The sequence below is a fragment of the Gordonia sp. AC31 genome, from assembly GCF_031844505.1.
GTDB lineage: Bacteria > Actinomycetota > Actinomycetes > Mycobacteriales > Mycobacteriaceae > Gordonia > Gordonia hongkongensis.
In genome coordinates this window covers 59,356-84,827 of the sequence record NZ_JAUZVK010000008.1, presented here as the reverse complement: position 1 = coordinate 84,827, position 25,472 = coordinate 59,356, and the positions used below count along the sequence as shown (strand labels likewise).

24 protein-coding genes, 1 tRNA gene and 1 pseudogene are annotated in these 25,472 nt (G+C 67.2%); 11 read left to right on the top strand and 15 right to left on the bottom strand.

Annotated features, from left to right (window positions below; translation table 11 throughout):
* Positions 1-34: 34 nt before the first annotated feature.
* The 3 genes from Q9R39_RS11835 to Q9R39_RS11825 all read right to left on the bottom strand — a co-directional run bounded on the left by Q9R39_RS11835 (position 35) and on the right by Q9R39_RS11825 (position 2,170).
* Entirely contained in the window at positions 35-439 is a 405-nt protein-coding gene (locus Q9R39_RS11835) for an NADH-quinone oxidoreductase subunit A (RefSeq protein WP_004021559.1), read from the bottom strand.
* 161 nt (positions 440-600) lie between these two features.
* Positions 601-1,017, bottom strand: a complete 417-nt coding sequence (locus Q9R39_RS11830; RefSeq protein ID WP_374611607.1) for a hypothetical protein — start codon at positions 1,015-1,017, stop codon at positions 601-603.
* A gap of 76 nt (positions 1,018-1,093) precedes the next feature.
* Positions 1,094-2,170, bottom strand: a complete 1,077-nt coding sequence (locus Q9R39_RS11825; RefSeq protein ID WP_078111819.1) for a D-alanine--D-alanine ligase family protein — start codon at positions 2,168-2,170, stop codon at positions 1,094-1,096.
* A gap of 118 nt (positions 2,171-2,288) precedes the next feature.
* On the opposite strand from Q9R39_RS11825, the gene murF reads away from it, so the two are divergent.
* Entirely contained in the window at positions 2,289-3,602 is a 1,314-nt protein-coding gene (murF, locus tag Q9R39_RS11820; protein WP_176455866.1) for a UDP-N-acetylmuramoyl-tripeptide--D-alanyl-D-alanine ligase, read from the top strand.
* A gap of 1 nt (position 3,603) precedes the next feature.
* Here murF and Q9R39_RS11815 read toward each other — a convergent pair whose 3' ends face one another.
* Both Q9R39_RS11815 and Q9R39_RS11810 read right to left on the bottom strand, forming a co-directional pair.
* Positions 3,604-5,028 carry a glutamate decarboxylase gene (locus Q9R39_RS11815; RefSeq protein WP_078111817.1) on the bottom strand — a complete coding sequence of 475 codons (1,425 nt, stop codon included), beginning with the start codon at positions 5,026-5,028 and terminating at the stop codon, positions 3,604-3,606.
* Positions 5,029-5,074: 46 nt separating this feature from the next.
* Positions 5,075-5,839 (bottom strand): MerR family transcriptional regulator, encoded by a 765-nt coding sequence (locus Q9R39_RS11810; RefSeq protein WP_078111816.1) that lies wholly within the window; start codon positions 5,837-5,839, stop codon positions 5,075-5,077.
* Positions 5,840-6,074: 235 nt separating this feature from the next.
* Between Q9R39_RS11810 and Q9R39_RS11805 the strand changes: the two genes are divergently transcribed.
* Both Q9R39_RS11805 and Q9R39_RS24745 read left to right on the top strand, forming a co-directional pair.
* Positions 6,075-6,968, top strand: coding sequence for an SGNH/GDSL hydrolase family protein (locus Q9R39_RS11805; protein ID WP_078111815.1), 894 nt, complete (start codon positions 6,075-6,077; stop codon positions 6,966-6,968).
* A 64-nt stretch (positions 6,969-7,032) separates the two neighbouring features.
* A pseudogene (locus tag Q9R39_RS24745) lies at positions 7,033-7,425 on the top strand (DUF1877 family protein); the annotation flags it as partial.
* A 27-nt stretch (positions 7,426-7,452) separates the two neighbouring features.
* Here Q9R39_RS24745 and Q9R39_RS11800 read toward each other — a convergent pair.
* The gene (locus Q9R39_RS11800) at positions 7,453-7,956 is read right to left on the bottom strand and encodes a hypothetical protein (protein WP_078111813.1); all 504 of its coding nucleotides are present in this window, start codon (positions 7,954-7,956) and stop codon (positions 7,453-7,455) included.
* Positions 7,957-8,047: 91 nt separating this feature from the next.
* Here Q9R39_RS11800 and tgt point away from each other — a divergent pair, with 91 nt between their 5' ends.
* A complete protein-coding gene (gene tgt, locus Q9R39_RS11795; protein ID WP_058251139.1) occupies positions 8,048-9,316 on the top strand; it encodes a tRNA guanosine(34) transglycosylase Tgt in 1,269 nt (422 codons plus the stop codon).
* 13 nt (positions 9,317-9,329) lie between these two features.
* Here the strand turns inward: tgt and Q9R39_RS11790 are convergent, their stop codons facing one another.
* The gene (locus tag Q9R39_RS11790) at positions 9,330-11,036 is read right to left on the bottom strand and encodes a DUF222 domain-containing protein (protein ID WP_396275663.1); all 1,707 of its coding nucleotides are present in this window, start codon (positions 11,034-11,036) and stop codon (positions 9,330-9,332) included.
* Between the two features lie 118 nt (positions 11,037-11,154).
* Positions 11,155-12,390: an integrase core domain-containing protein gene (locus Q9R39_RS11785; protein WP_396275666.1), complete on the bottom strand. Its 1,236-nt coding sequence runs from the start codon at positions 12,388-12,390 to the stop codon at positions 11,155-11,157.
* A 98-nt stretch (positions 12,391-12,488) separates the two neighbouring features.
* Here Q9R39_RS11785 and Q9R39_RS11780 point away from each other — a divergent pair, with 98 nt between their 5' ends.
* Both Q9R39_RS11780 and Q9R39_RS11775 read left to right on the top strand, forming a co-directional pair.
* Positions 12,489-12,824 carry a winged helix-turn-helix domain-containing protein gene (locus Q9R39_RS11780; RefSeq protein ID WP_311277537.1) on the top strand — a complete coding sequence of 112 codons (336 nt, stop codon included), beginning with the start codon at positions 12,489-12,491 and terminating at the stop codon, positions 12,822-12,824.
* Positions 12,824-13,552: a cation transporter gene (locus Q9R39_RS11775; RefSeq protein WP_311277536.1), complete on the top strand. Its 729-nt coding sequence runs from the start codon at positions 12,824-12,826 to the stop codon at positions 13,550-13,552. Before Q9R39_RS11780 ends, Q9R39_RS11775 begins: the two co-directional genes overlap by 1 nt.
* A gap of 41 nt (positions 13,553-13,593) precedes the next feature.
* Here Q9R39_RS11775 and Q9R39_RS11770 read toward each other — a convergent pair whose 3' ends face one another.
* From Q9R39_RS11770 to Q9R39_RS11750, 5 genes are all read right to left on the bottom strand, one after another.
* Positions 13,594-14,538 (bottom strand): bile acid:sodium symporter, encoded by a 945-nt coding sequence (locus Q9R39_RS11770; RefSeq protein ID WP_311277572.1) that lies wholly within the window; start codon positions 14,536-14,538, stop codon positions 13,594-13,596.
* Between the two features lie 98 nt (positions 14,539-14,636).
* Positions 14,637-15,431, bottom strand: a complete 795-nt coding sequence (locus tag Q9R39_RS11765; protein ID WP_311277535.1) for a heavy metal-responsive transcriptional regulator — start codon at positions 15,429-15,431, stop codon at positions 14,637-14,639.
* A gap of 335 nt (positions 15,432-15,766) precedes the next feature.
* Complete coding sequence (locus Q9R39_RS11760; protein WP_311277534.1) at positions 15,767-16,684, bottom strand: SDR family NAD(P)-dependent oxidoreductase; 918 nt, start codon at positions 16,682-16,684, stop codon at positions 15,767-15,769.
* Positions 16,685-16,733: 49 nt separating this feature from the next.
* On the bottom strand, positions 16,734-17,687 hold the full coding sequence (locus Q9R39_RS11755; RefSeq protein WP_311277533.1) for a carbohydrate kinase family protein: 954 nt from the start codon (positions 17,685-17,687) through the stop codon (positions 16,734-16,736).
* Entirely contained in the window at positions 17,684-18,343 is a 660-nt protein-coding gene (locus Q9R39_RS11750; RefSeq protein ID WP_068972267.1) for a class II aldolase/adducin family protein, read from the bottom strand. Before Q9R39_RS11750 ends, Q9R39_RS11755 begins: the two co-directional genes overlap by 4 nt.
* 265 nt (positions 18,344-18,608) lie before the next feature.
* Here Q9R39_RS11750 and Q9R39_RS11745 point away from each other — a divergent pair, with 265 nt between their 5' ends.
* Both Q9R39_RS11745 and Q9R39_RS11740 read left to right on the top strand, forming a co-directional pair.
* Entirely contained in the window at positions 18,609-20,075 is a 1,467-nt protein-coding gene (locus Q9R39_RS11745; RefSeq protein WP_137808681.1) for a hemolysin family protein, read from the top strand.
* Positions 20,068-21,081 (top strand): hemolysin family protein, encoded by a 1,014-nt coding sequence (locus tag Q9R39_RS11740; RefSeq protein WP_311277532.1) that lies wholly within the window; start codon positions 20,068-20,070, stop codon positions 21,079-21,081. Before Q9R39_RS11745 ends, Q9R39_RS11740 begins: the two co-directional genes overlap by 8 nt.
* Before the next feature lie 99 nt (positions 21,082-21,180).
* Here Q9R39_RS11740 and gluQRS read toward each other — a convergent pair whose 3' ends face one another.
* Positions 21,181-22,089: a tRNA glutamyl-Q(34) synthetase GluQRS gene (gluQRS, locus tag Q9R39_RS11735; RefSeq protein ID WP_058251035.1), complete on the bottom strand. Its 909-nt coding sequence runs from the start codon at positions 22,087-22,089 to the stop codon at positions 21,181-21,183.
* Between the two features lie 138 nt (positions 22,090-22,227).
* Between gluQRS and Q9R39_RS11730 the strand changes: the two genes are divergently transcribed.
* Together Q9R39_RS11730 and Q9R39_RS11725 are read left to right on the top strand one after the other, a co-directional pair.
* Positions 22,228-23,280 carry an ATP-dependent DNA ligase gene (locus tag Q9R39_RS11730; protein WP_311277571.1) on the top strand — a complete coding sequence of 351 codons (1,053 nt, stop codon included), beginning with the start codon at positions 22,228-22,230 and terminating at the stop codon, positions 23,278-23,280.
* A 2-nt stretch (positions 23,281-23,282) separates the two neighbouring features.
* Positions 23,283-24,383, top strand: a complete 1,101-nt coding sequence (locus Q9R39_RS11725) for a DNA polymerase domain-containing protein (RefSeq protein WP_159369896.1) — start codon at positions 23,283-23,285, stop codon at positions 24,381-24,383.
* Positions 24,384-24,402: 19 nt separating this feature from the next.
* Here the strand turns inward: Q9R39_RS11725 and Q9R39_RS11720 are convergent, their stop codons facing one another.
* Positions 24,403-25,251 carry an NmrA/HSCARG family protein gene (locus tag Q9R39_RS11720; RefSeq protein ID WP_311277531.1) on the bottom strand — a complete coding sequence of 283 codons (849 nt, stop codon included), beginning with the start codon at positions 25,249-25,251 and terminating at the stop codon, positions 24,403-24,405.
* A gap of 78 nt (positions 25,252-25,329) precedes the next feature.
* Here Q9R39_RS11720 and Q9R39_RS11715 point away from each other — a divergent pair.
* Positions 25,330-25,418, top strand: a tRNA-Ser gene (locus Q9R39_RS11715).
* The last annotated feature ends 54 nt before the right edge of the window (positions 25,419-25,472 follow it).

Below are 25,472 nucleotides of genomic sequence, written 5' to 3'. Positions count from 1 at the left end.
GACCTCCTTGCCGTATCGGATCGGTGAAAAGCGCTCAGTCCCAACTCAGTCCGCCACGACGCCACTCGTAGGCGTACGCGACGGAGACGTTGACGATGAACAGGAGCATGGCCATGAGACCGAACCACCCGAGTGAGTCGAAGGCGACCGCCCACGGGTAGAGGAACACGATCTCGATGTCGAAGATGATGAAGAGCATCGCGGTGAGGTAGTACTTGACCGGTACGCGCTGGATGGAGCCGGTTGCCACCGTGCCGCCGGCGGTGCGTCGCGTCGGGTAGAGCAGGCTCTGTTCGACCGGCTCGATGCCGCACTCGTAGGGCTCGAGTTTGGCGCGGTTGTACCGTTTCGGACCGATCGCGATGCCGATGAAGACGCTGAAAACGGCAAACGCCACGCCGATTGCCCCGAGGACCATGATCGGGACGTAGGCGTTCAAAGCGCGGACCCCTCCTCGCTTGTGGCGACCGGAGTGCATCTGTTCGGTGCGGCCGGCCCGGGTGTTCGTCCTATCCGTGCCGTCGGCCGATCTGGTCCGGCAGTACGAATGTGAGCTGCAACACAAGCCTAGTGTGAGTGTGTGGCGCGAGTCACTGTTTTCTAGAGTTCGGCGTTTCCGATCATGTCGACGAACGCACGCGGAAGAGTGATCGGATCGACGGGCAGGACGGCCACGGCGTCGGCGCGAGACCAGTCCGCGAGCCACCGGTCGTCGGCACGCCCGAGCAGGACGAGCACTGGTGGACAGGGATCGAGTTCGTCTTTCATCTGCTTGGCCAGGCCCATGCCACCGGCCGGGGTGGCTTCCCCGTCGGCGATCACGGCGTCGACGACACCGGCGTCGAGCTGCGCGAACACCATTGGGGCGGTGGCGACCTCGATGTAGCTGACCGGTGGGATGCCCGGGTCGGGCCGGGTTCCGATCGCGCCGATGACCTGCGCGCGGGTCTGCGCGTCGTCGGAATAGACCAGCACCCGCAGGGCCCGCGCAGACTGGGAGTCGGTCACGGTTGGCATGCTACAACCCGGCACCCTCGTGGAGCCCTGGAACATGCGCGCGTCTGCACATCGGCGTCACGAGCGTGCGCCGCGCTCAGTGCTCGGTGGAGAACCCCGTGCGACGGCGGTGCACCTCGAGCGCGAACGTGACGAGCTGATCGATCAGGTCCGGGTAGGGCACGCCGGTCGCCTCCCACAGCTTGGGGTACATCGATCCCGGGGTGAAACCCGGGATGGTGTTGACCTCGTTGAGCAGCCAGCCACGGCCGGACTCCTCGTAGAAGAAGTCGACGCGGGCCATGCCGGTGCAGCGCATCGCGGTGAACGTTCTCGCCGCGAGCTCGCGGACCTCGGCGGCCGCCGCGTCGGACACCGCAGCGGGGATGACCAGCTGGGCGGCGCCGGTGACGTACTTGTCCTCGTAGTCGTAGAACTCGCTCCCGGGTTTGATCTCGCCCGGCACCGAGGTCTCGGGCGCCGTGTCACCGAGAACGGCTACCTCGATCTCGCGCCCGGTGACGGCCTCCTCGATGATGACCACGTTGTCGTATCGGAGCGCGAGATTCACCGCCGTGTCGAGTTCGGCATCGTCGTGCGCCTTGGTGATGCCCACCGACGAGCCGAGGTTCGCCGGCTTGACGAACACCGGGAGCCCCAGCGCGTCGATCGCGCGGGCGGTGATCGTCTCCGGGTCGTCGACACCGTCGCGGAACTCGACCCAGCGGCACTGCGGGATGCCTGCCTGCTCGGCGACGATCTTGGCCATCGCCTTGTCCATGCACACCGCGGACGACAACACACCCGCGCCCACATACGGCAGCTTGAACAACTCGAGCATCCCCTGGATGGTGCCGTCCTCACCGTGTGGTCCATGGAGAAGGGGAAGGACGACCGTGATGGCCTGGTCCGCGTGACCACGCAGTTCGGTCAGCGGGTCGACGGCGGTTCCGGCGACCTCGAGGGTGTCGGGGAGTGGCGTGCCGTCGGCGATGGCGGCGATCGCCTTGTCGTTGCGCAACCACGTCCCGTCCTTGGCGATGCCGATGGGGACCAGGTCGTACTTGGTCCGGTCGGCCGCGGCCAGGACATGAGCCGCTGTGACCCGCGACACATCATGCTCGGCGGAGACGCCACCGTAGAGAACCACCAGACGCAACAGCCGAGAAGACATGCCTGTCACGATACGGCCCCACGCAATCGGGTTCTCGGCGTGTGTTGGGGACTCGGCTCCTCGCTGCGCTCGTCGCCGGCTCAGCCGGCGGGAGAGGGTCGTCGGCTAGCGTGAGACCGTGCATTTCAGAGCGAGCGAGGTCGCGGAGGCCGTGGGCGGGGAGCTGCTGGGCCCCGACGTGCAGATCGACGGGGCGAGCATCGACTCGCGGAGTGTTCGGCCGGGCCAGCTGTTCGTGCCGATCGTCGCCGAGCGCGACGGCCACGATTTCATCAAGTCGGCGCTCGACGCCGGGGCCACCGCCTACCTCACCTCGAGGGTCGACCCGGTCGGCGGGACCGCCATCCGCGTCGCCGACACCGCGCTCGCCCTCGCCGACCTCGGTCGAGGGGTCCGCGCCCGGGTCCCCGATCGCGTGGTGGGCATCACCGGCTCGGTGGGCAAGACCTCGACCAAGGATCTGCTCGCGGGCGTGCTGCGCACCACCTACCGCACCGCGGCGAGCGAGAAGTCGTTCAACAACGAGCTCGGGCTCCCGATCACCCTCGCCGCGGCCGCCGACGACGTGGAGGCGGTGGTCCTCGAGATGGGCGCCCGCGGCATCGGGCACATCGACCTGCTGTGTTCCATCGCGAAACCGACGGTCGGCGTGATCACCCGCGTCGAGGGCGTGCACCTGGAGCTGTTCGGTGACATCGAGTCCGTCGCGCGCGCGAAAGGCGAACTGGTGGAATCGCTCCCGGCCGACGGGATCGCGGTGCTCAATGCCGACCATCGGTACGTCGCGGCGATGGCGGATCGCACCTCGGCACGTGTCCTGCGCTACGGGCTCTCGCCGGACGCCGATGTGTACGCGTCCGACATCGTCCTGGACGACGAGTTGCGCGCGTCGTTCCGGCTGCACACACCGTGGGGTTCGACGGAGGTCCGACTGGGCGCCCGCGGTGAGCACCAGGTCCCCAACGCGCTGGCGGCGGCGGCCGCCGCCGGCGGGCTCGGGGTGCCGGTCGAGTCGATGGCGGACGGGTTCCTCGCCGCCGAATTGTCCGGTCTACGAATGGAACTCGCCACCTCGTCGCGAGGCGTCACGGTCCTCAACGATGCCTACAACGCCAACCCGACGTCGATGTCGGCTGCGCTGCGGTCGCTGGCGACCCTCCCCGCGTCGCGTCGGGTGGCGGTCCTCGGCACCATGGCCGAACTCGGCGCCGACTCGCCGGACCAGCACCGTGCGATCGCACTGGAGGCCAGGGACCTGGGCATCGAGGTCATCGCGGTCGCCGAGGCCGACTACGGTGACACCGCCCGGCACGTTTCCGACGTCGACGGCGTGTCGGCCGAACTCGGCGACCTCGACGACGGGACCGCAGTGCTGGTCAAGGGGAGTCGGGTCGCCGCGCTCGAGCGCGTGGCGCAGGCGCTGCTGGACTGACTCAGTGGTGGAAGTGTGACCCGTCGCCCTCGCGTGGCATCGGGCTCTCCAGGCGATTGAGGAAGTCGACCTCGGTCCGGATGTCGGCGATGAGTGCACGGGCGAGGTCGTGACTCAGCCCGGCGCGCACGACGATTCGCTGCACGGTCAGGTCGGCGAGGTCGTCGGCCATCGGGTATGCGGGAACCAGCCAGCCCTTCATGCGCAGGCGGTCGGACAGGTCGTAGAGGTTCCAGTTCTCGCTGTGCCCGGCCTTCAGTTTCCAGGCGAAGACCGGGATCGTGTCGCCCTTGCTGACCAATTCGAGGCCGTCGATCTGGGCGATCTGTCCGGAAAGCCATTGCGCCACATCGAGAGAACCCTGCTGGACCTGGGTGAAGCCGGCGCGGCCGAGCCGCAGGAACACGTAGTACTGCAGCAGGACCTGTGCGCCGGGGCGGGAGAAGTTGAGTGCCAGGGTCGGCATGTCGCCGCCGAGGTAGGAGCAGTGGAACACCATGCTCTCGGGCAGTGCGTCGGTGTCGCGCCACACGATCCAGCCGACACCTGGATAGACCAGTCCGTACTTGTGGCCCGAGGTGTTGATCGAGACGACACGGTCGACACGGAAGTCCCATTCGAGGTCCGGCTGACAGAAGGGGGCGATCATCGCACCCGACGCGCCGTCGATGTGGATCTTGACGTCGAGCCCGGTGTCGGCCTGGATCTCGTCGAGCTTGGCCGCGATCGCGGTCACCGGCTCGTACATCCCGGTGTAGGTCTGTCCCATGATGGCGACGACCCCGATCGTGTTCTCGTCCACGTACTTCTCGAGCTCGTGACCGTCGAGGACGAGGTGGTCGGGGCTGATCGGTACCCATTTGGGCTCGACCTCGAAGTAGTTGCAGAACTTCTCCCAGCACACCTGGACCGCCGTCGACAGCACGATGTTGGGATTCTCGGTCGACTTGCCCTCGGCGCGGCGCCGGGTCTGCCAGTGCCGTTTGAGCGCGAGCCCACCGAGCATGCAGGCCTCCGACGAGCCGATCGTCGAGGTACCGATCGCGTTGTCGACGTCCGGGTTGTGCCACAGGTCGGCGAGGATGCGCCAGCACCGGTCCTCGATCGCGGCCGTCTGCGGGTACTCGTCCTTGTCGATCATGTTCTTGTCGAAGGTCTCCGAGTACAACTTCTTCGCCTCGTCGTCCATCCACGTCGACACGAAGGTCGCGAGGTTCAGGCGGGCGTTCCCGTCGAGCATCGCCTCGTCGTGGACGATCTGATAAGCCGTGTCGGGCAACAACATCGAGTCGCCCAGCGCGAACTTGGGGAGGTCGGTGGCCTCGCCGTCGCGGTTGAAGACGGTGCGCAGGTTCATCGCATCGCCGATGTTGGTGGTGGCGCGGGCGCCACCGCTCTTGTTGTGGACGCCCGGGTCGGTGGTCATGGACACCGAACCTATCCGACCCGGACGACCGGCGGGTGGCGATCTTTCACCCTCGTCCCGCGTTTGCGTGGATCACCTCCCGCAGGTAGACGGCCAGGCCGGGGGCCTGCTCGTCGTAGTGTGCGGTGAACCGCGGATCCGCGACGTACATGTCGGCGAGGCAGACCTGCATGTGGTGATCACAGTCGTAGAAACGCCCGATCTGTGCGCGGTGCTCTTCGGCGAGCGAGTTCGCCTCGGCGGTGCCAGGAGTCACCCCGCGACGCATCGCGTCCGCGAGCCGCCGTTCCAGGTCGTCGGTCTCCTCCTTGATGAGCTGCCAGTCCTCCTTGGAGAACTGCCCGGTCCGCTTCTGGCTCTGCTTCCACGCGTCGGTGTTCCCCCAGCGTTCCTCGGCCTCGGCGGCGTACTCCTCGCCTGGCCATCGGTCGCCGAAGATCTCGGCCTGCTCGGCCGCCGACAGGGCGATGCCTTCCTTCTTTGCGTTCATCATCTCCTCCAGTGAGGCGACCATCCGGAGCAGGCGATCGATCCGTTCGGTCAGCAGCTCGCGCTGCGTCTCGAGGTGACCCATGGGGTCCACGTCCGGATCGTCGAGCAGGGTCGCTATCTGCTCAAGGGAAAAGCCCAGCTCACGGTAGGTGAGTACCTGGTGGAGACGTTCGACGTCGGTGTCGTCGTAGACGCGGTACCCGGCTGGTGTCCGACCGGATGGCACCACCAGGCCGATCTGGTCGTAGTGATGCAGCGTGCGGATGCTGACGCCGACCATGCCGGCGACGACACCGACGGTCAGCTCCCGGGTGTCCACCTTCGAAGTGTGCTTTTCCTCGCTCACATCGACAACCCTGCTGCCTGACGTCGCGTGAGGGTCAAGCGAGCGGAGCGATCGGTGGACGGCTCATGCCGTCGGCGTCATAGAAACTTGACATGTGTATCAGATTGGAAACTAGGGTACGGGTGCACCGAGCTCGGGCCGTCAGCCCGATAGTGTTGATATCACCTGCAACATCAGTAACACGCGTACCACGATCTGGAGTCACCGCATGTCCGTGCCGTATGGCCGCAGCCCCCGCCGAGGCCTCGGCATCCGAGCCCTGTTGACCGCGGCGGCCACCGTAGTCGCTCTCCTCGTCGGACTCGTCACGGCCGGCGGGGCCCAGGCAGCGGACGGATACGCATACGTGAATCTCGGTGACAGCTACAGCGCAGGCGCATCGGTGTTCCCCCAGGCGACGAGCGCGGCGACCTTCTGCTCGAACTCGGCGATCAACTACTCCAGCCTCGTTGCCAAACGACGCGGGACCGAGGTCGTCGATGTCAGTTGCGCGGGCGCGACGACCGAAGACCTGACCAAGTCGCAGTATCGGTGGCAAGGACCCCAGATCAGCGCGATCGGACCGGCCACCCGCTTGATCACCCTCACGATCGGCGCGAACAACAACGGACTGTTCAGCAACTCGACCTCGGCCTGCCAGCGGGCGTGGATGGCCGCGCCGCTGTCGGCGACCCCATGTCGCGACGAGTTCGGTACCTCGTTGGTCGACAAGATCAAATCCTCGACCTACCCCGACCTCGTGAACGCCCTGCGCCTCGTCGGCCGCGAAGCGCCGCGCGCACGCGTCGTCCTCGTCGGATATCCGCAGATCTTCCCGGCCACGGGTTCGGCGCTCTGCTCGGCGTCGTTGCTCACGACGCCCGGGGACACCGCGTACCTGCATCGTGTCTTCAAAGCCCTCAACGACGCCATGCGCCGCGCCGCCGCAGCCACCCGCGTGACCTTCGTCGACATGACCAAGGTCTCCGCGGGCCACGACGCCTGCGCGGGCGAACGGCGATGGGTCGAGCCGACGCTCGGTGCGGTCAGCTTCCCCGCGATGCACGCCAACGCGCGCGGCCAGAAGGCGATGGCCGACCAGGTCGTGGCCGCGCTGCGGTGAGGGACCGCTGTGCGGGCTGCTCGCCGTGTAGAGGCACTGCTCACTGGTCGGTAGGGGGGTACTCATGGGACTCATTCGGTCGTACACCAGGCTCAGCGACGATGAACTGCGCGAAATCAACATGATGGGTTCGGCCCGGGACATCGCCGACTTCGTCAGCAGCCTCCGTGAAGCCGACCCGACCATCTCCACCGACATCGACAAGGCGTATCAGGCACTCGAGCTGATGTTCGACCGATCGGCGATGCCTGTGAACCCGGTCCGAGGGCAAGGAATGGCGCCCGGCAACATCGACTTCGGCGAAGGTATCCCGAACTACATGAGTCCCGAGTACGTGGTGGCCACCCGGGACATCCTCGCGCACATCACCTTCGACACGTTGCTCGATGACACCACCGCGACAGAACTCGCTCGCCAGGAGGTGTGGCCGATGATGCGCCATTGGGACGATGGGGCTGTCGAACATCTGGGCCCCATAGAAGAACTACGGCGCGAAACCGATGACCGCGGTGCCCTTCTGGCAGGCCGCGAGGACGCCTTCGAGCTGAGACGGTGCGCAGGTCCAACCGGCCACCGACTGCTGCTGGCCGGTGGTGATCTTCGGTCCGTACTGGGTGGCGATGGTCCGCGCCGAATCACAGGACACGTCGCCGGCGAGGATCATGACTCGCAACGCGCCGTCGGGGCCCGGGATGGTGCCGCAAGTGGTGTCTGAATCGTCGGACGCGGTCGCACTCGACGTCGTCGTCGACACCGGCTTGCGACCGGGGACCACCGGCGGCGAGGTGGCGGGTTGTTCGGCGGACGGTGATCCCGACTCCGCGGCAACGGCCTGAGAGGTCGACGACGCGGTGGTCACGTCCTGTTCCGCGCCGCAGGCCACGAGCATCGACATCGCCGCCGCGAGTCCGAGGGTCGCCGCCGCGACCCTGATCGGTCGGCGAGAGCGGCTCGTGGAGGGACCGGTGGGACGAGATCTGCGCGACATGGTTCACCACGGTAGCGAATGCGGTCTCGTCGACCGCACCGGTGGCCGGTGTCGGTCGGCGGTTTGGGATGGGCGCGCCCGACCTGCGAAGATGCTGGACGTGAGCAGTACCGGAACCGAAGTCGCCGACCCCACCTACGCCGTCGGCACCACCCTCGCCGGCACCCGTGGGCGCACGGGGACGATCACCACACCGCATGGTCAGATCCACACCCCCGCGTTCATCCCCGTCGGTACCAAGGCGACCGTGAAGACGGTCCTCCCGGAATCGGTCTCCGCCCTCGGCGCCCAGGCCGTGCTCGCCAACGCCTACCACCTGTATCTGCAGCCGGGGCCGGAGATCATCGACGCGGCCGGCGGGCTCGGCGCGTTCATGAACTGGCGGGGGCCCACGTACACCGACAGCGGCGGCTTCCAGGTGATGTCGCTGGGCGCGGGGTTCAAGAAGGTCATCTCGATGGAGGCCACCGGCACGCCCGACGACGACCTCACCGCCAACGGCAAAGAACGGCTCTCGCGGGTCGACGACGACGGGGTGACCTTCAAGTCGCACCTCGACGGTTCGGCGCATCGCTTCACGCCGGAGGTGTCGATGCAGATCCAACACCAGCTGGGCGCCGACATCATCTTTGCCTTCGACGAGCTGACCACCCTGATGAACACTCGCGAGTACCAGGTGAATTCGCTCGAGCGCACCCGGTTGTGGGCGATTCGCTGTCTCGCCGAACACAATCGGCTGAGCGTCGAACGCGCACACCGGCCGCAGCAGTCGCTCTGGGGTGTCATCCAGGGCGCCCAGTACGAGGATCTGCGGCGCAAGGCCGCTCGCGACCTCGTCGCCTTGAGCGAGGCGGACCGCGCGGCCGGCGGAAAGGGCTTCGGCGGCTACGGCATCGGCGGAGCACTCGAGAAGGACAACCTCGGCACCATCGTCGGCTGGGTCAACGACGAACTCCCGGAGGACTCCCCGAAACACCTCTTGGGGATCAGTGAACCCGACGACATCTTCACCGCCATCGAGAACGGCGTCGACACCTTCGACTGCGTATCGCCGACCCGGGTCGCCCGCAACGGTGCGATCTACTCACTCGACGGCCGGTACAACGTCACGAATGCCAAGTATCGCAGTGACTTCCGGCCGCTCGACCCCGAGGTCGAGAACTACACCTCGCAGTACAGCCGGGCCTACCTGCATCATCTGTTCAAGGCGAAGGAAGGCCTCGGCCCCACGCTGGCGACGCTGCACAACGTGTCCTTCATCGTCACGCTCGTCGACCGGGCCCGCCAGGCCATCGAGAACGGCACATACACCGAGTACCGCGACGAGTTCCTCCGGCGTTACTACGGAGGTCCCCGGTAGGCGTGACCATTGCTCAGAACGGTGGCGGGTTGGCGTCGTTCCAGCGCTTCTCGGCGCGTTGGTGGCGTCGGAAGTCGTTGTCGCGCTGGGTGTTGAGTCTGTCTCGGGCGGGGTGATCGGGTGACCGTCTGGGGAAGAGCTTGTTGAACAGGTCGCGTCCGCTGAAGGCGTTGCCGACGAACATGTGCCCGGTGGGTGTGGTGAACCAGGCGGTCTGGAGTTCGTCTTGGTGGTCCTGCCAGCTGGTGAAGGTCTTGATGCGGTGATGGAACCGGCACAGCGGTTTGAGGTTGCGCGCATCGGTCGGGCCACCGCGACGCGGGTCGGCGTGGTCGAAGGGTTCGGTGTGGTCGAGATCGATCTGCCAGACCGGGGCGTTGCAGCCGGGGAAGGTGCAGCACAGTTCGCCGGCGCGCACCAGCGCCTGCAGCTTCTTCGAGGGGGTGTATCGCGTTGTCGAACTGTCCGCGTCGGGAGGCGGTGAACCGTCGGGTGCGTCGGGTGCGGGATGGATGTAGGTGCGGCGGGCTTCGGCGAGGAGTGTTCGGGCGGTGTCGGCGTCGATGATGCCGTGGCGGTCGAGGAATGCGGGGTCGTCGTCGAGACCGAACAGGGTCGACAGGTTCACCACGATGTGAAAGGTCGCGCGAGGAGCCGGCGATGACGACGGCGACGCGTCCGGACCCGGAGGGTCGGCGACAACCGTGTCGCAGTCCGGGGTGTCGGTGTCATCGCTCCCGAAGTGGCGCGCGGGTGCCTCAGTCGTGTGGTCGGCGGTGTCCACTGTCGCTGCGTCGACGTCCCCGGTGGTGTCGGCTTCACTGTCCATTGCGGCAGGTCGGCAGTCGTCGCATTCGCACGCGATAGAAGCTTCGCCCCGCGCGAGCGCTTTCATAGCATCGACCCTGCGGTTGGCCAACTTTCGAGGGTCGCCGGCGTGGACCGCGGTGGCCATCGCCGTCAGGCGGGCGTCGAACTCGGCGGCATCAGCATGGGGCAGCGTGCCGGAGATCCGGGACTGCCCGGGTGTGAAGCGATCGGGGGTGATGGTCACCTTGCGGTCACCCTTGACGCGTTCCTTGCGTCGGCGGATCGCGTCGGGCGCCCACTTGGCGACGATGGAATCGACCATGGCGGTGAACCGGGCCGTCGACATCGGTGCGCGGGCGAAGATCGCTTCGGCCAGATGGGCATCGACGGTCTGCATCTCTTCGTCGTCGGTGATGAGATCGGTGCGCTTGAGAGCGATGAGGAATCGGCGCTTGTCGATTCGCCCGCACGCGAGTGCGTGTCCGGTGAAGGAGAGTCGGTAGCGCAGTGCGTCGCCGGCCTCGATGAGGTCTTTCGCCTCGGCCGGTGTCACGGTGAGGGTGGCACCGACTTCGGCGATGGCCTGCTCGAGACCGTTGGGCCCGAACTGCTCGTAGGGGTTCTCGCCGGCGGCCACTCGCGCGGACAGGTGCTCGAAGGCTTCGATGGAGTCGAGTTCGCCGCTGTGCGTCTCGGCGCGCCGCTGGGCGTAATCCATTTCGCGTTCATCGTGAATGAGGCTGGCAACGACCATCATTCGATGCGCGGACGCCGCCGCCAGGCCGGCGCAGTGATTCAAGACCTCGATGAGTTCAGAAGCGGAGAGTTCATGGTCGGGACGAAAGCGCGGCTCGACCGACTCCTGTGATGGGTCCACCGCTGTGAATCCGGCCCCCGCCCCCGATGACATGACACCAGCCTACTCGAACAGGAGTTCGAGTCAAGTGTTGATTCTTAACTTTCTCAGATGTGATGTATCTGGACATCGGTGAAGGTTCTGCATCAGGACATTGGTGACTATTGATGTGTCAGGACTTCGGTGACGGTTTGGTCTTGGTGGGGCGTGGGCCTCGGGATTTCCGGTTGCCGACGTAGCTTGTTCCGGGGGCGGGTCGGGGGTGTTCGACGAGGACTTCGCCGTCGGTGTTTGCGATCACGATCGTGTTGTCGTCGGTAGTGACGAGGACCTTGTCGAGGGCGTGGTCCACGTCGATCATGTAGGTGACTGAGTCCACGCTGATGGTGCCGGAGGTAGTGACAGTTCGGACCAGGGCACCGTCGGGCAGATCGGTGGGCGGCCGGGGCGCAGGCCGCGGGCGCGGCGTGGGCCGATCGAACAGCGGCCCACCGGCTATCGGGTGCGGCGCATCGGCTTTCGGTGTGGCTTGCCAGGCGGTCAGCGGTGTGACTCTCCCCGGCAGGCCTTGATGAGGTCGTTGGGTGTTGTAGATGTGGTCGAACGCGTCGACGTGGGCTTGCAGCTCGGCCAGGGTATCGGCCAACGGTTGCTTGTCTAGATACCGGAACAGTGTTTGGTGGAATCGCTCGTTCTTTCCCTGGGTGGTGGGCTTGTACGGCTTGCCGGTGATCGTCTCCACGCCGAGCGCGCGGACGTGTGCGACGAGTTGACCGAGGCGGCCGCGGCGCGAGGGGTTGAGCGCGAGGTCGTTGTCGGTGAGCAGCCGTTGGGGCACTCCGTGGGCTGCGACTGCTTTGTCGAACACGGCGATTGCGGCCTCAGCGGTTTCTCCGGCGGCCACGTGCGAGCCCACGGCGTAGCGTGAGTGATCGTCGATGAGCTGCAGGATGACGCATCTGCGGCCACCGGTGAGGACGTACTCGGTGCCATCGAGTTGCCAGCACGCATTCGGCGCGGGGTAGACGAACCGCCGCCAGGTCGAGCGCGGCTTCTTCTTCGGCTCACGGCGAGCGACACCGGCTTCGCGGAAGATCCGGGCCAGTGAGGCCGTCGAGGGGACCAGCTCGAGGCCCATCGACTGCATCTTGTCGTGCACGCTGATCGGCCCATGGTCCAGGCCGGATGCTTCCAGCGCGGCGCGCACTGCTACCGCCTGCGCTTTGACCTCGTCGCTCAGTGCTGATGGGCTCGATTTCGGGCGGCGGGTACGGGGTTCCAGGACCGCCGATGGTCCCTCTTCTCTGGCTCGTTTACGTAACTCGTAGAACGACTTCCGGGAGATCCCGTGTTCAGTACAAAAGGTCGAGACCGCTCCGCGGGGCGCATCATCAGGCCACTGCGAGATCGCCAGCCGCACGACAGGGTCGATGGGTTCGTTAACAGGCACAACCCAAGCGTTGTACAGGCATATCTGAATACAGGAATGCGTGTATCGTTGGCTTCGTGGAGACTGTTGCTGTGAGTCAGCGCGATGCGCTGACGAGGTTTGGTTACGCGTTGTCGGACTCGACGCGCACGCAGGTGCTGTTGCGACTGCGGGGCAGCGGTGCGTATCCGGCGGATCTGGCCGAGGCTATCGGGGTGTCGCGGCAGGTGTTGTCGAACCATCTTGCGTGCCTGCGGGGGTGTGGTCTTGTTGTCGCGGTGCCCGAGGGTCGCCGCACTCGGTACGAGCTGACCGATGGCCGGATCGCCCACGCCTTGGATGACCTCCTCGGATTGGTCCTCGCGGTCGACCCGGCCTGTTGTCCGACCTCCAACGAGCAGGGGTGCTGCTGATGGCCGCCGAGCTGGGCTTACCGTCGGTGGGTCGACCCGCCCTCGACGTCGCGCGTCGGGAGTTGTTGCAGCGCCGCATCCGTTGGTTCGTCACCGCGACCATCACCTACAACGTCATCGAGGCCGTCATCGCGATCAGCGAGGGTGCGCGTGTGTCCTCAGGGGCTCTGATCGGCTTCGGCCTGGACTCGGTCATCGAGGTGTCCTCGGCCGCTGCGGTTGCCTGGCAGTTCGCCGGTTCGGATCCGGAACGGCGTGAGAAGGTCGCGTTGCGGATCATCGCGTTCTCGTTCTTCGCCCTGGCGGCCTATGTCAGCGTTGACTCGCTACGGTCCCTGTTTGGTCTTGGTGACGAGGCGCGCCACTCCTCGATCGGGATCGCCCTGGCGGCAATCAGTTTGCTGATCATGCCGCTGCTGTCGTGGGCAGAACGTCGCGCCGGCCGTGAGCTCGGCTCGTTGAGCGCGGTGGCCGACTCCAAACAGACGTTGCTATGCACGTACCTCTCGGCGGTGCTGTTGATCGGCTTGCTTCTCAACAGCCTGCTCGGATGGTCGTGGGCCGACCCAATCGCCGCCCTCGTTATTGCTGCGATCGCAGTCCGCGAGGGCATCAACGCCTGGAAGGGCGACGCCTGCTGCACCCCGGGCATCGGCCAGCGCGCCGGCGAGCCTGACGGGTGTGACTGCTGCGGCACGGCGAGCGACGGTCATAGCGCACATCAGTGACGCTGCAAAAGGCTCTACCGCCACCGCATGACGGGTATCGGTCAGCGGTTGTCGGGCACCAGGGTGGGCACTGCGCGGATGTAGATGACCATGCCGAGGACCTCGATGAGGGTTTGGGTGACGACGACGGCGGCGGCGAGTTCGTAGCCGGCGGGTAGGGCCAGCGCGAGAGGCAGGACAACGAGGGAGTTGCGGGTGGCGCCGGAGAAGACGATGGCGCGGCTGGCGGAGACGTCGAGTCGAAACGCATGGGCGAGGTACTTCCCGGCGAACGCCATGACGGCCAGGAACGCGACGTAGAACGGGATCACCGCGGCGACATCGGTCAGGTTGTCGTCGAGTTTCGGGATCTGTGAGGCGACCACGATGGCGAGTACGGCGACCATCAGCGGCACCATCAGCGTGCCCGCGCCGCTGGCTAGTGCGCGGCCGGCGGCCGCGCGGGCGGCCCAGGCTTGGGTGAGCCAGGCGAGTGTGAGGGGGATGACGATCAGGATGAGGAAGGCGTGCAGGAATGGTCCGAGTTCGACGATGTCAGCGAGGTCCGAACCCATGAAGAGAACGAGAAACACTGGCAGCAACACCATTTGCAGGATCAACAGCAGCGGAGTCGAGGCCAGCAGGCGTTCACTGTTGCCGCCGGCGATCCCGGAGAACACGATGACATAGTCCACACACGGGGTCAGCAACACGAGCAAGACGCCGACGCGCACTGCTTGATCGGCGGGTAGGAACCCGAACATGGCGGCAACGACGATCGGCACCACCACAAAGTTGACCACCAGCGCTGCGCCGAGGAACCGGCCATCGCGCAGGGACCGCACGAGGTCTGCGGCCGGCACCTGGAGGAACGTCACGTACAACAGCGCAGCGAGGACCGGGTTGATGGCGTGCTCGAGAACGCTGCCGCTGCTGGGAGCGGTGAACCCGACGATCCCGCCGAGCACCATGGCGGCCAGGTAGATCGGGACCTGGAAGTGTTCCATCCGTTCGACCAGTCCGTGGGGGCGGGTCACGATCGAGGGGGCTCCTTACAGATCGGGCAGCATGCGGTGGTCGCGGGCATGGGCATGTCAGCGGACGGTCAACCAAGTGACGTCGGGATCGCCCCGAACAGGTCCTCGAGCAGCGGCTGCGCGTCGCGGGGGGCTCGAACCTCAAGGCTCGTCTCCGAGGCCGCCGTGTGCAGAGTAAAGGTGTAGAACGGGCAGCATTGCTGTTCCAGGGCAACCAGTTCGGCTAGCGCAGACACTACTTCCGGACCGCCGGGAAACGTGTATCGCACCCCCACGGTGAGGGCGTCAGCATCAGCGACTTGTCGTTGGGTGGCCGTGTCGAGCAGATCGTGCCACTGGCGGGCCCGGTCGCCCAACTCGTCGGGACCCAGAGAGCACGCGATTACCGCCGACGCCGAACCGCTGACAGCGATCAGGCCAAGATCGTGTGTTCCCGGCGGGGCGGCGGCAGCCGGCTCGTCAGCGATCGCGCAGCCACAACCCGGTCCGCATGCGCCCTCCGGCGCGGGCCCAGCGAGGCCGGATCGGACCGTCTGGAGCCGGTGCACAAACGCAGTAAGCTCAGCCATCCGCTGTTCGGTCTCGGCGAGACGTTGATCGACCATTGGAGACAGCTGCGTACGCACCTCCGCGCACGCGCCGGTCTGCCAGGTCCTCAGCAGATCCCGAATCTCGTCGAGACTCATCCCCATGGCTTTGGCCGAGGCGATGAACCCCAGCCGGTCGACCGCCGAGTCGTCGTATACGCGGTAGCCCGAAGGGGTGCGCTCCGGCGTCAGCAGGCCAGCGTCCTCGTAATACCGCAACGTCGACGCCGGCACACCAGTGCGTTCAGCCAACTCGGAGATGCGATAGGTGCCCACCCCGCAACGGTAAACCTTCGACCCGACTCGAAAGTCAAGCTGTGGCCCCCCTGAGTGCCGTCAGACCAAGAACTGTCACCACCACGACCACCCACACTGTCACCGAAGTCCTGATGCAGAACTGTCACCGATGTCCTGCGAGATGACACTGGATTTCTCGGGGTGGTCTGGCAATCGAATCACGCCGCACCGACAAGAGTGACGCGTCGCCTCGGTGGCCTCGACGGGCGTTGCGTCCTCGCTTCGCTCGGTCGAGCTGCTCGACCAGCGGGACACCGCGGCGGTGCTCGACCAGCAGAGGGCGGCGCACCACAACGAGCGACGGCGGACGGGTGTCAGCGGGAGTCCTCGGCAACCATCCGTTCGCGGATATCGCCGGCGACCCCGGTGCTGTTCGGGTTGGGGTCGTGGATCGCACCCGCGTGCGGCTCGACCGGCGTCCCCTTCTCGGTCTCGGACTTCGCCGTCGCCGCCGAGAACCGCTCGGTGATCCCGGGCATGAGGTGATGAGAAGCGTTGGCGGCCTTGGCCTTGTAGCCGACCGGCTGCTCCAGCTTCGGGTCGGTGCAGGCTGCCACGATCGCGTCGACCACGATTTGCGGATCGTCCATCGCGGACATCCGCGGTTCGTGTCCGGTGTAGTTGGCGGCGTGGACCCACCACGGGGTGTCCACGGCCCACGGCATGATGGTGCCGACCTTGATGGCGTCGTCGCCGGCCATGCGCAGCTCCTCGCTGATCGAGTGTCCGAGGCTCCGAACCGCCGCTTTCGTTGCGGCGTAGGTGTTCTGGAGTGCGATGGGTACCTCGCTGTCGACCGAGCCCACGTTGACGAGTGTGCCGCGACCCTGCGACCGGAAGACGCGCAGCGCCGCATGCGCGCCGTAGATCAGGCCCTTCAGGTTCACGTCGACGAGGCGAGCGTGGTCCTCGATCGGGATGTCCCAGAAGTACCCGACCGCGCCGACGCCGACGTTGTTCACCCACACGTCGATCGACCCGAACCGTTCGAGCGCGGCGGACGCGAGATGGGCGACGGCACGCGGATCGCTGACATCGGTGGGCACCGCCAGCGCCGATCCGCCCTTGCCGGTGATCTCTGCGACGACCTCGTCGAGCACCGCGGTTCGACGCGCCGCGACCACCACGTTCGCGCCCAGTTCTCCGAGTCGCACCGCGGCTCCGCGTCCGAATCCGCTCGACGCGCCGGCGATGACGACGGTGGAGCCGTTGATTTCCTTGTTGTCTGTCATGGTGATCGCCTACCCGAGGGGGAGTTCACCAAACCGAGAGGAGGCGCGCTCAGCCCGCGGCGCGGGACTGCCGGAAGGACTCGATCGCGGCGAGATCGTACGAGTTCGCCGCGGTCCCGATGCCCTGGGCGACGTGCGCGGCCACCGCGCAACCGAGTTCGGCGGAGTCGGCGAGACCGAGCCCGCGCAGCCGGCCGGTCAAGAACCCGGCGGAGAACGAGTCGCCGCAACCGGTGGTGTCGACGACGTCCACCTCGAACGCCGGCACCGTGACCACATCGTCGCCGGTCACGACCAGCGCGCCATCGGCGCCGCGGGTGAGCGCCACGCAACCGACACCGCGGTCCAGGAGCGCCCGTGCGCCGTCGGTCAGGTCGTCGGTTCCGGTCAGTCCCCGGGTCTGCTCGTCGTTGGGCAGCAGGTAGTCGAGGTGGGGAAGTGCGTCGGCGATCCACTCGAGAAGGCCGGGGTCGCCACCCGACAGCAGATCGGCCGACGTCGTGATCCCGCTGTCGCGCGCCCGGCCGAGGAGCTCTGCGGCGACCGCGCCGCCGAGGAACTCCGGGCCGCCGAGGTGCAGGTGGTCGAGCCCGGTCAGCACGTCTGCACCCAGGTCGTCGAGCGTGAACTGCGCATTCGCCCCGATGCAGTGCCATGCGGGACGGTCCCCGTTGGGTCGGACGGGTATGACCGATGACGACGACTGGATCCCGGGCTTCGCAACCAGGCCGCCGGTGTCGACGCCTTCGGCGTCCAGCAGTGCGGTCAGCGAACGCCCGATCGAGTCGTCGCCGATCGCTCCGTGGGTCCGGACCGTGGCGCCCAGCCGACTGAGGACGAGCGCGGTTCCGCCCGCGGTGCCGGCGGCGGAGAAACCGATGGACTGGACGAGCGCGCCGTCGGACCCCGCCGGGATGGACTCGATCCCGACGACGTGGATGTCCAGCACATGGACGCCCACGGTTGCGATCGTCGGCGGTTCGAGCAGCGGTGAGGGTGTCACGTCCGGTTCTCCTTGGGTGTCCCGTAGTCCAGCCGGATCGCCTGGGCGACAGTGGACTGCTGTTGGTCCTCGGTGAGTTCGCGAGGCCGGCCCATGCTGCTGGTCCGGTGATAGAGGGTCGCGAGCCACTCCAGCAGCAGGGCGTTCTCCACCGCGTGGGCCAGGCTGGAGCCGCGTGCCACCGAACCGTGGTTCGCCATCAGCGCGACCTGGGTGTCGACCAGCGCGTCGGCGACGATCCCGGCGAGCTCCGGGCTCCCGAACGTGGCGTACGGCGCGACCGGGATGGCACCGCCGAGGCCGAGTTGTTGGTAGTGCAGCACCGGTAACGAGGTCAGTCCGCTGACGCAGGCGACCGCGGTCCCGAAGGGTGCGTGGGTGTGGACGATCGCCTGTGTGCCGGTTTCCTCGTAGACGCGGAGGTGCAGGTCCAGCTCGGACGACGGCGCGATCGGCCCGTCGACGACGTCGCCGGCAAGGGACACCACCGTCACGTCGGTCGCGGCACAGTTCGCGAGCACGACCCCGGTTCCGGTGATCGCGACGTGATCGCCCGCACGCGCCGACACGTTGCCGGAGGTGCCGATCAGCAGACCTTCGGCCGCCAGCCGTCGAGCGGCTGCGGCGACCTCGTCGCGTATCGACGGGTCGCTCATCGGCCGAATGCGTCGGTCCGCACTCCGCGGAGAAGGATTGCCGGGCATGTCGCGGAACTCGGAGCGCATTCGGTACGTTGGGACCACATACCGGACATTTACGCACATGCCTTTGCTCCCGGCACCCGGTATGAAACACCCGAGCACCAGCGAGAGAGACGATGAGACGCGGAAAGCGCCGAAAACGCCGACGACACCAGTCGGCCCCCTGTTGTGAATTGAATGACCCGGGTGTTCCGCCCGGCCCCGACACCGGGACGGTCTCATGCTGACCCTCCTCGGAATCGGACTCGGAATCCTGGTGGTCTTCCTGATCACCGCCCTCACCGGTTACTTCGTGGCCCAGGAATTCGGCTACATGGCGGTCGACCGGTCCCGCCTCAAAGCCCGTGCCGAAACCGGTGACGCCGCCGCGAAACGCGCGCTCGCGGTCACCCGCCGCACGTCCTTCATGCTTTCCGGCGCCCAGCTGGGCATCACTGTCACCGGCCTTCTCGTCGGCTACGTGGCCGAACCCCTGATCGGTTCCGGCGTCGGCGAGCTGCTCGGCGGCGTGGGTATCCCGGTGGGCGTGGGTGTCGCGATCGGCACGATCATCGCGATCATCTTCTCCACCGTCGTGCAGATGGTCTTCGGTGAGCTGTTCCCCAAGAACCTCGCCATCGCCCGGCCCGAGCCGGTCGCACGGTGGCTCGCCCGTTCGACGACGATCTACCTGGCCGTATTCGGTTGGCTCATCGCATTGTTCGACAAGTCGTCGAACCTGCTGCTGCGAGCGCTGCGCATCGAGCCCGTGCACGACGTCGAGCATTCGGCGTCGGTGCGCGACCTCGAGCACATCGTCGCCGAGTCCCGCGACGCGGGTGACCTGCCCGACGAGCTGTCCGTCCTGCTCGACCGTGTGCTCGAATTCCCCACGCGCACCGCAGAACACGCGATGATCCCGCGACCGAACACCGATCATGTCGACGCCGATCTGGCGGCGGGTGAGGTGCTGACACTGATGAGCACCGGCCACACGCGGTACCCCGTGCTGGCCGGCGGTGACGACGAGGTACGCGGGGTAATCCACCTCCAGGACCTCCTGGAGTGGAGCTACGCGCTGAAAAAGCAACCGCCGCAGGCTGATTCGTCGGCCACCGCGGTCGACCTGTGTCGTCCCGCGGTGGTGGTGCCCTCGACGCTCCCGCTGCCCGAGGTGTTGGAGACCCTCGCGGACGCGCATGACGAGATGGCGGTGGTCATCGACGAATACGGCGGTTTCGCCGGGGTCGTGACCGCCGAGGACATCGCCGAGGAACTGGTCGGGGAGATCGACGACGAACACGACTCCGAGGCGACCGTCGCGATCGAGGAGAGCCCCGAGGGATGGCGCGTGCGGGGTGACGCACACGTCGACGAGGTCTCCCGGACCGTCGGCTGGGACCTCCCCGAAGGCGACTACGAGACGATGGCCGGACTGGTGATCGCCGAATTCGTCGGACTCCCGGAGGTCGGGGACACGGTGACGATCGAGATCGATCCCGATCCGTCGACCCTGCTCGAAGACGACGAGGCGCCACCCCGCACCGTGCGGGCCACGGTGCTGGAAGTCGACAAGCGCGTCCCCGCTCTGCTGTCGATGAGCGTGGCACACAACGACAACAACCCGGGCGAGAAGAGCCCGGACGACAGGAACCGGGGCGAGAAGAAGAACCCGGCCGAGAACGGTGAGGAGAGCGACAATGGATAACCCGTGGGTCGTCGCGGCCGTCACCGTGGGCCTGATCGCGTCCAGCGCCTTCTTCGTCGCGGTCGAGTTCGCCCTCATCGCCGCGCGTCGGCACCGGCTCGAAGACGCGGCTGCGACCAGCGGCAGCGCCCGCGCAGCTCTGCGCAGCGCATCAGAACTGTCGGTGCTGCTCGCCGGGTCGCAGCTCGGCATCACGGTGTGCACGCTCGCACTGGGTTCGGTCACGAAACCCGCTGTGCACCACTGGCTCACGCCGCTGTTCGCCGGGTGGGGTCTGCCGTACTGGTCGGCCGACGTGATCGGCTTCGTCCTCGCCCTCGTCATCGTGACGTTCCTGCACCTCGTCGTCGGTGAGATGGCGCCGAAGTCGTGGGCCATCGCCCACCCCGAGAAGTCGGCGATCATGCTCGCGATCCCGATGCGCGCCTTCATGTGGGTGACCCGTCCGTTCATCGTCCAGCTCAACCACCTCGCCAACTGGTGCCTCAAGCGTGTCGGCGTCGAACCGGTGGACCAGGTCGCGACCGGGCAGGACAGCGACGCCCTCCGACACCTGGTGGAGCACTCGGCCACCGTGGGCACACTCGACGAGCGGTACCACGCCCACCTGACGAGTGCCCTGGAACTGGAGTCGTTGACCGTCGGCGACGTCGTGACCCCCAACGACCATCTGGCCGTGGTCGGTCCGGCCGCGGACGCCGATGAGATCCAGACGGCCGGCCGGACCTCGGGCCACCTGCGGCTGCTGGTGCGCGACGATGCGTCCGGGGCGCCGGTCCGCGGTGTCGTGCACGTGCGCGACAGCCTGACCGCGTCGCCCGGCACCACGGCGGCCGATCTCATGCGCCCGGTCCTGAGCGTCGAGTCGGCGCAGCCGGTGTACGAGACGCTCACCGCCATGCGGGAACAGCGCGCCCACCTCGCGCTCGTCACCGATGGGGGCCGCGCGGTCGGACTCATCACCATCAACGACGTGCTCCAGCGGTTGCTGGCGACCACGGCGTAGGAGGGTTGACGAGCGCGCGTCGCTTACCCTTCGTGGCTCGTCGCTTGCGCTCCTCGCACCTCAGGGAGCAGGGATTATGCGTTCTGGGGACGTGGGCCGCTAGGTCCACTCGTCGGCCGTCAGGAACCACGGTTCGGCCGGCAGCGCGGCGGGGTCGAACCGGTTCGCCAGTTGCTCTGCGCGCACGGGCTCGTCCCGGCCGCCGAGCCCCAGTGAATGGGCGATGCGAGACAACACGGTCGACGTCGCCACCCCTGCGGCGGCGAGGTCGGCCAGGGTCACCGCCCCGTCCCGCTTGCTGAGCCGGATTCCGTTGGCGTTGAGCACCATCGGGACGTGCGCGTACGTCGGTGGGGCCTTCCCGAGCAGCGCCGCCAGGTAGGCCTGCCGGGGCGCCGACGACAACAGATCGTCCCCGCGGACGACCTGGTCGACGCCCTGCGCGGCATCGTCGACGACGACGGCCAGGTTGTAGGCCGGGGTGCCGTCGTTGCGCAGCAGCACGAAGTCGTCGACCGCGCCCATGTAGGGACCGTGCAGCAGGTCATCGACGCCGTACTCCCGGACGTCGGCCCGCAGCCGGATCGCGGGTGGCCGGGTGGCACGGCGTTCGTCGCGTTCGGCGGCGGTGAGGTCGCGGCACGTGCCCGGGTAGGCGCCCTGCGGCGCATGGGGTGCGGACGGCGCGTCGAGGATCTCTCGGCGGGTGCAGAAACACTCGAAGGTGCGGCCGGCGTCGCGCAGGTCGTCGAGGACGGCACGGTATGCCTCGAGCCGGTCGGTCTGGTGGACGACGGGCGGGTCCCAGTCGAGGCCCAGGGCCGCGAGATCGGACAACTGCCGGGAATCCGCGCCCTCGACGGCTCGGTCGAGATCCTCCATCCGGATCAGGAATTGCCGGCCGGTGGTCCGCGCGAAGAGCCAGGCGAGCACGGCGGTCCGCAGATTGCCGACGTGGAGGTCCCCGGAGGGGGAGGGCGCGTACCGGCCCGCTCGCTGCGTCGACACCGCGTCGAGATTACCGGTCGGCGATGAGAATCCGCGCCGCGGCCGGTCTGCCTGTAACGGCCCGGACGACGACACGCCGGGTATGCGGCGGCGTGTAGGCGTTGCGGTCCCGTCGACGAGTGAGGAACGATGAGTTTCATGGATCTCCCGGTCATGCCGCCTGTTGCGCCGATGCTGGCCAAGGCGGTGACCAGCGTGCCGCCGCAGCCCGACGGTTCGGTGGCGTGGTCGTATGAACCCAAGTGGGATGGTTTTCGCGCGTTGGTCTTCCGCGACGGCGACGAGGTGACGATCGGATCGCGAGGCGGCAAGGACCTGGCCCGGTACTTCCCCGAGATCGTCGCGGCGGTGAAGGACGAACTGCCCGACAAGGTGGTCCTCGACGGTGAGATCGGGGTGCCGGCGCTGATCGGCGACACGCATCGGCTCGACTGGGATTCGCTCGCGCAGCGCATCCATCCGGCGGAATCGCGCGTCACCATGCTCGCGGAGAAGACACCGGCGATCTTCATCGGATTCGACGCGCTGGCGCTGGAGTCGACGAGCGTGATGGGCGAACCCTTCGAGGTGCGCCGGGAAGCGCTGCTGCGGGCCGTCGGTCCGGGCGGGCGGGACCGTCGCGTGCATGTCAGCCGGGTGACGAGCGACCCCGCGGTCGCCGAGGACTGGTTCTCCGCCTTCGAAGGTGCCGGGCTAGACGGTGTCGTCGCCAAGCGACTCGACGGCGTGTACGTCGAGAACAAGCGGGAGATGCTGAAGATCAAACACAAACGGACCGCGGACTGTGTGATCTTCGGGTATCGAATCCACAAGTCGGGCACCGGGATCGGGTCGATGCTGCTCGGACTGTACGGCGACGACGGCGAATTGCGGATGGTCGGTGGGGCGGGTGCCTTCTCCGACGCCAAGCGGATCGAGTTGCAGCAGATGTTCGAGCCGATGCGGCTGGACCCGGAGAGGGCGTCGCCGGGCGAGCCCACGCGGTGGCGTTCGGAGAAATCGGGGGAGTGGATCCCGATCCGTCCGGAGCTGGTCGCGGAGTTCGCCTATGACCAGATGGAAAACCATCGCTTCCGGCACACGGTGAAATTCCTTCGCTGGCGGCCCGATCGAGAACCGGAGAGCTGCGGCTACGACCAGCTCGACGTCCCGCTGACCTACGATCTCCACGACGTCCTCGAAGGAGAATGACCATGGCATCTCGTTCGCCCGCGGAGGAACTCGACGTCGACGGGGTCGCCGTCCGGATGAGCAACCCGGACAAGATCTACTTCCCCGAACTCGGCGAGAACGGCGGCCGCAAGCGCGATCTCGTCGGGTACTACCGCACCGTAGCACTCGGCGACACGCGTGGCAGGGCCGACGACAGCGGCGACGGACCGCTGATGCGCGCCACCCGCGACCGCCCGACCTTTCTGCAGCGCTTCCCCGACGGCGTCGAGGGCGAGGAGATCTACCAGAAGCACATCGCGAAGAAGCGGCCGGAGCATGTGCGGTCCACCCCGATCGTGTTCCCCTCCAAGCGAACCGGCGATGCGATCCGACCCACGGTGCCCGCGGATCTCGTGTGGGGCGCGAACCTGGGCACCGTCACCTTCCACACCTGGCCGACCCTGCATCCCGACAACGACCATCCCGATCAGCTTCGCATCGACCTCGATCCGCAACCCGGCACGACCTTCGAGGATGTGCGGCGGGTCGCGCTCGAAGGACTGAAGCCGCTGCTCGACGAACTCGGGTTCACCGGTTTCGTGAAGACCTCGGGCGGTCGGGGAGTACACGTGTACGTGCCCATCGAGCCGCTCTGGGACTTCATCGCGACCCGACGCTGCGTCATCGCGATCGCCCGCGAGCTCGAACGCCGCGACCCGGACGCGGTCACCACATCGTGGTGGAAAGAAGAACGCGGAGAACGGATCTTCATCGACTACAACCAGAACGCCCGCGACCGCACGATGGCATCCCCGTACTCCGTTCGACGCAGCGCCCGCGCCCGGGTGTCGACGCCGGTGACGTGGGATGAACTCGCCGACGTCGATCCGGACGACTGCACCATCGCGACCGTCCCGAAGCTCCTGGAAGATCGCGGCGACCCATGGGCCGACATCGCCGACCACCGGCGCGGCGTCGAGAAACTGCTGGAGATGGTCCAGGCCGACGACGCAAACGGCCTGGGCGACATGCCTTATCCGCCCAGCTATCCCAAGATGCCGGGCGAGCCGCCGCGCGTACAGCCGAGCAAGAAGGTCGCCGAGCACTGGGATGAGCAGGGCAACCGACGCTCCGACGGCTGATGCCTGGGTTCCGTATGGGTCAGCGGCGCAGCGCCTCGGCCGCCCAGGTCGCGAAACTCTGCCAGCCCACATCAGGGAACCGGCGGTGCAGCGTCGGGATGTCGACCTCGTACCCGCGGTCGCCGAGGAACGTGAACATCGCCCGCATGTCCTCGGACTCGATACGTTCGGGATCGTAGGACTCCGCCGTGACGGTGGTGCCGAGAACGTCGCCGATGATGCGCGCCATCTCCTCGGGCGTCGGCTGATCGGACGCGAGGTCGATGCGCTGGCCGACGTGGACGTCGGGCGCGGCGAACAGGGTGGCGACGAGTCGGCCGAGGTCGCGCCGCGAGAGTTGTTGCAGCGGCTTGTCCGCGGGCATCGCGATCGGCATCACGCCCGCCGCGAGCGCGTCGGCTCCGCCGAGCAGGTTGTCGAAGAAGTAGGCCGGGCCGACGATCGTGTGCGGGATCTCGGTGGCCGCCAGCATCTGCTCGACCTCGAACTTGGAATCGAAATGCGGCACGCCGGTCTGACGATCGGCCGAGGCCACCGAGGAGAACACGAGGTAGGGGATCGACGCGGACGTGGCGGCTTCGATCAGCGCACGACCCTGACCGATCTCGGCCTCGACGCCGGATTCGAACGGGGTGGTGAGCGCGAACACACCCGCGGACCCGGTGAACGCCTCGGTGAGGCCCGACCCGCTCACGATGTCGCCGACGGCGAGTTCGACGCCTCGGTCGGCCAGGCGTGCCGACTTGCTCGACACCGCGTCGCGCACGACGGCGCGGACCGGGAAACCGGCCTCGAGCAGCGCGTCGAGCACGGCGCCGCCCTGCCCTCCGGTGGCTCCGACGACAACGACAGGGGAGGAATCGGCCATGTCGTCGACCCTAGCGGTCACACTCGACGGCCGGACGGTTTGGGTGAGTGCGCCGTCGGCGGCTATCATCTCGACGTTGGAGGATTCGCCTAGTGGCCTATGGCGCTCGCCTGGAACGCGGGTTGGGTTAACAGCCCTCAGGGGTTCGAATCCCCTATCCTCCGCCACCGAAGGTCCGCTGTGACACCCGTCTTTCCGGGTGACACCGCGGACCTTCGTCG

Coding starts and splice junctions, on each gene's coding strand:
- Q9R39_RS11770 (WP_311277572.1), bottom strand. CDS start 14,538: ATGGAACACTTCCAGGTCCCGATCTACCTGGCCGCCATGGTGCTCGGC.
- Q9R39_RS11725 (WP_159369896.1), top strand. CDS start 23,283: ATGGCATCTCGTTCGCCCGCGGAGGAACTCGACGTCGACGGGGTCGCC.
- tgt (WP_058251139.1), top strand. CDS start 8,048: ATGCTGGACGTGAGCAGTACCGGAACCGAAGTCGCCGACCCCACCTAC.
- Q9R39_RS11830 (WP_374611607.1), bottom strand. CDS start 1,017: ATGCCAACCGTGACCGACTCCCAGTCTGCGCGGGCCCTGCGGGTGCTG.
- Q9R39_RS11800 (WP_078111813.1), bottom strand. CDS start 7,956: ATGTCGCGCAGATCTCGTCCCACCGGTCCCTCCACGAGCCGCTCTCGC.
- Q9R39_RS11825 (WP_078111819.1), bottom strand. CDS start 2,170: ATGTCTTCTCGGCTGTTGCGTCTGGTGGTTCTCTACGGTGGCGTCTCC.
- Q9R39_RS11730 (WP_311277571.1), top strand. CDS start 22,228: ATGGATCTCCCGGTCATGCCGCCTGTTGCGCCGATGCTGGCCAAGGCG.
- Q9R39_RS11750 (WP_068972267.1), bottom strand. CDS start 18,343: ATGAGCGACCCGTCGATACGCGACGAGGTCGCCGCAGCCGCTCGACGG.
- Q9R39_RS11740 (WP_311277532.1), top strand. CDS start 20,068: ATGGATAACCCGTGGGTCGTCGCGGCCGTCACCGTGGGCCTGATCGCG.
- Q9R39_RS11805 (WP_078111815.1), top strand. CDS start 6,075: ATGTCCGTGCCGTATGGCCGCAGCCCCCGCCGAGGCCTCGGCATCCGA.
- Q9R39_RS11720 (WP_311277531.1), bottom strand. CDS start 25,251: ATGGCCGATTCCTCCCCTGTCGTTGTCGTCGGAGCCACCGGAGGGCAG.
- Q9R39_RS11775 (WP_311277536.1), top strand. CDS start 12,824: ATGGCCGCCGAGCTGGGCTTACCGTCGGTGGGTCGACCCGCCCTCGAC.
- Q9R39_RS11745 (WP_137808681.1), top strand. CDS start 18,609: ATGCTGACCCTCCTCGGAATCGGACTCGGAATCCTGGTGGTCTTCCTG.
- Q9R39_RS11815 (WP_078111817.1), bottom strand. CDS start 5,028: ATGACCACCGACCCGGGCGTCCACAACAAGAGCGGTGGCGCCCGCGCC.
- Q9R39_RS11790 (WP_396275663.1), bottom strand. CDS start 11,036: ATGTCATCGGGGGCGGGGGCCGGATTCACAGCGGTGGACCCATCACAG.
- Q9R39_RS11760 (WP_311277534.1), bottom strand. CDS start 16,684: ATGACAGACAACAAGGAAATCAACGGCTCCACCGTCGTCATCGCCGGC.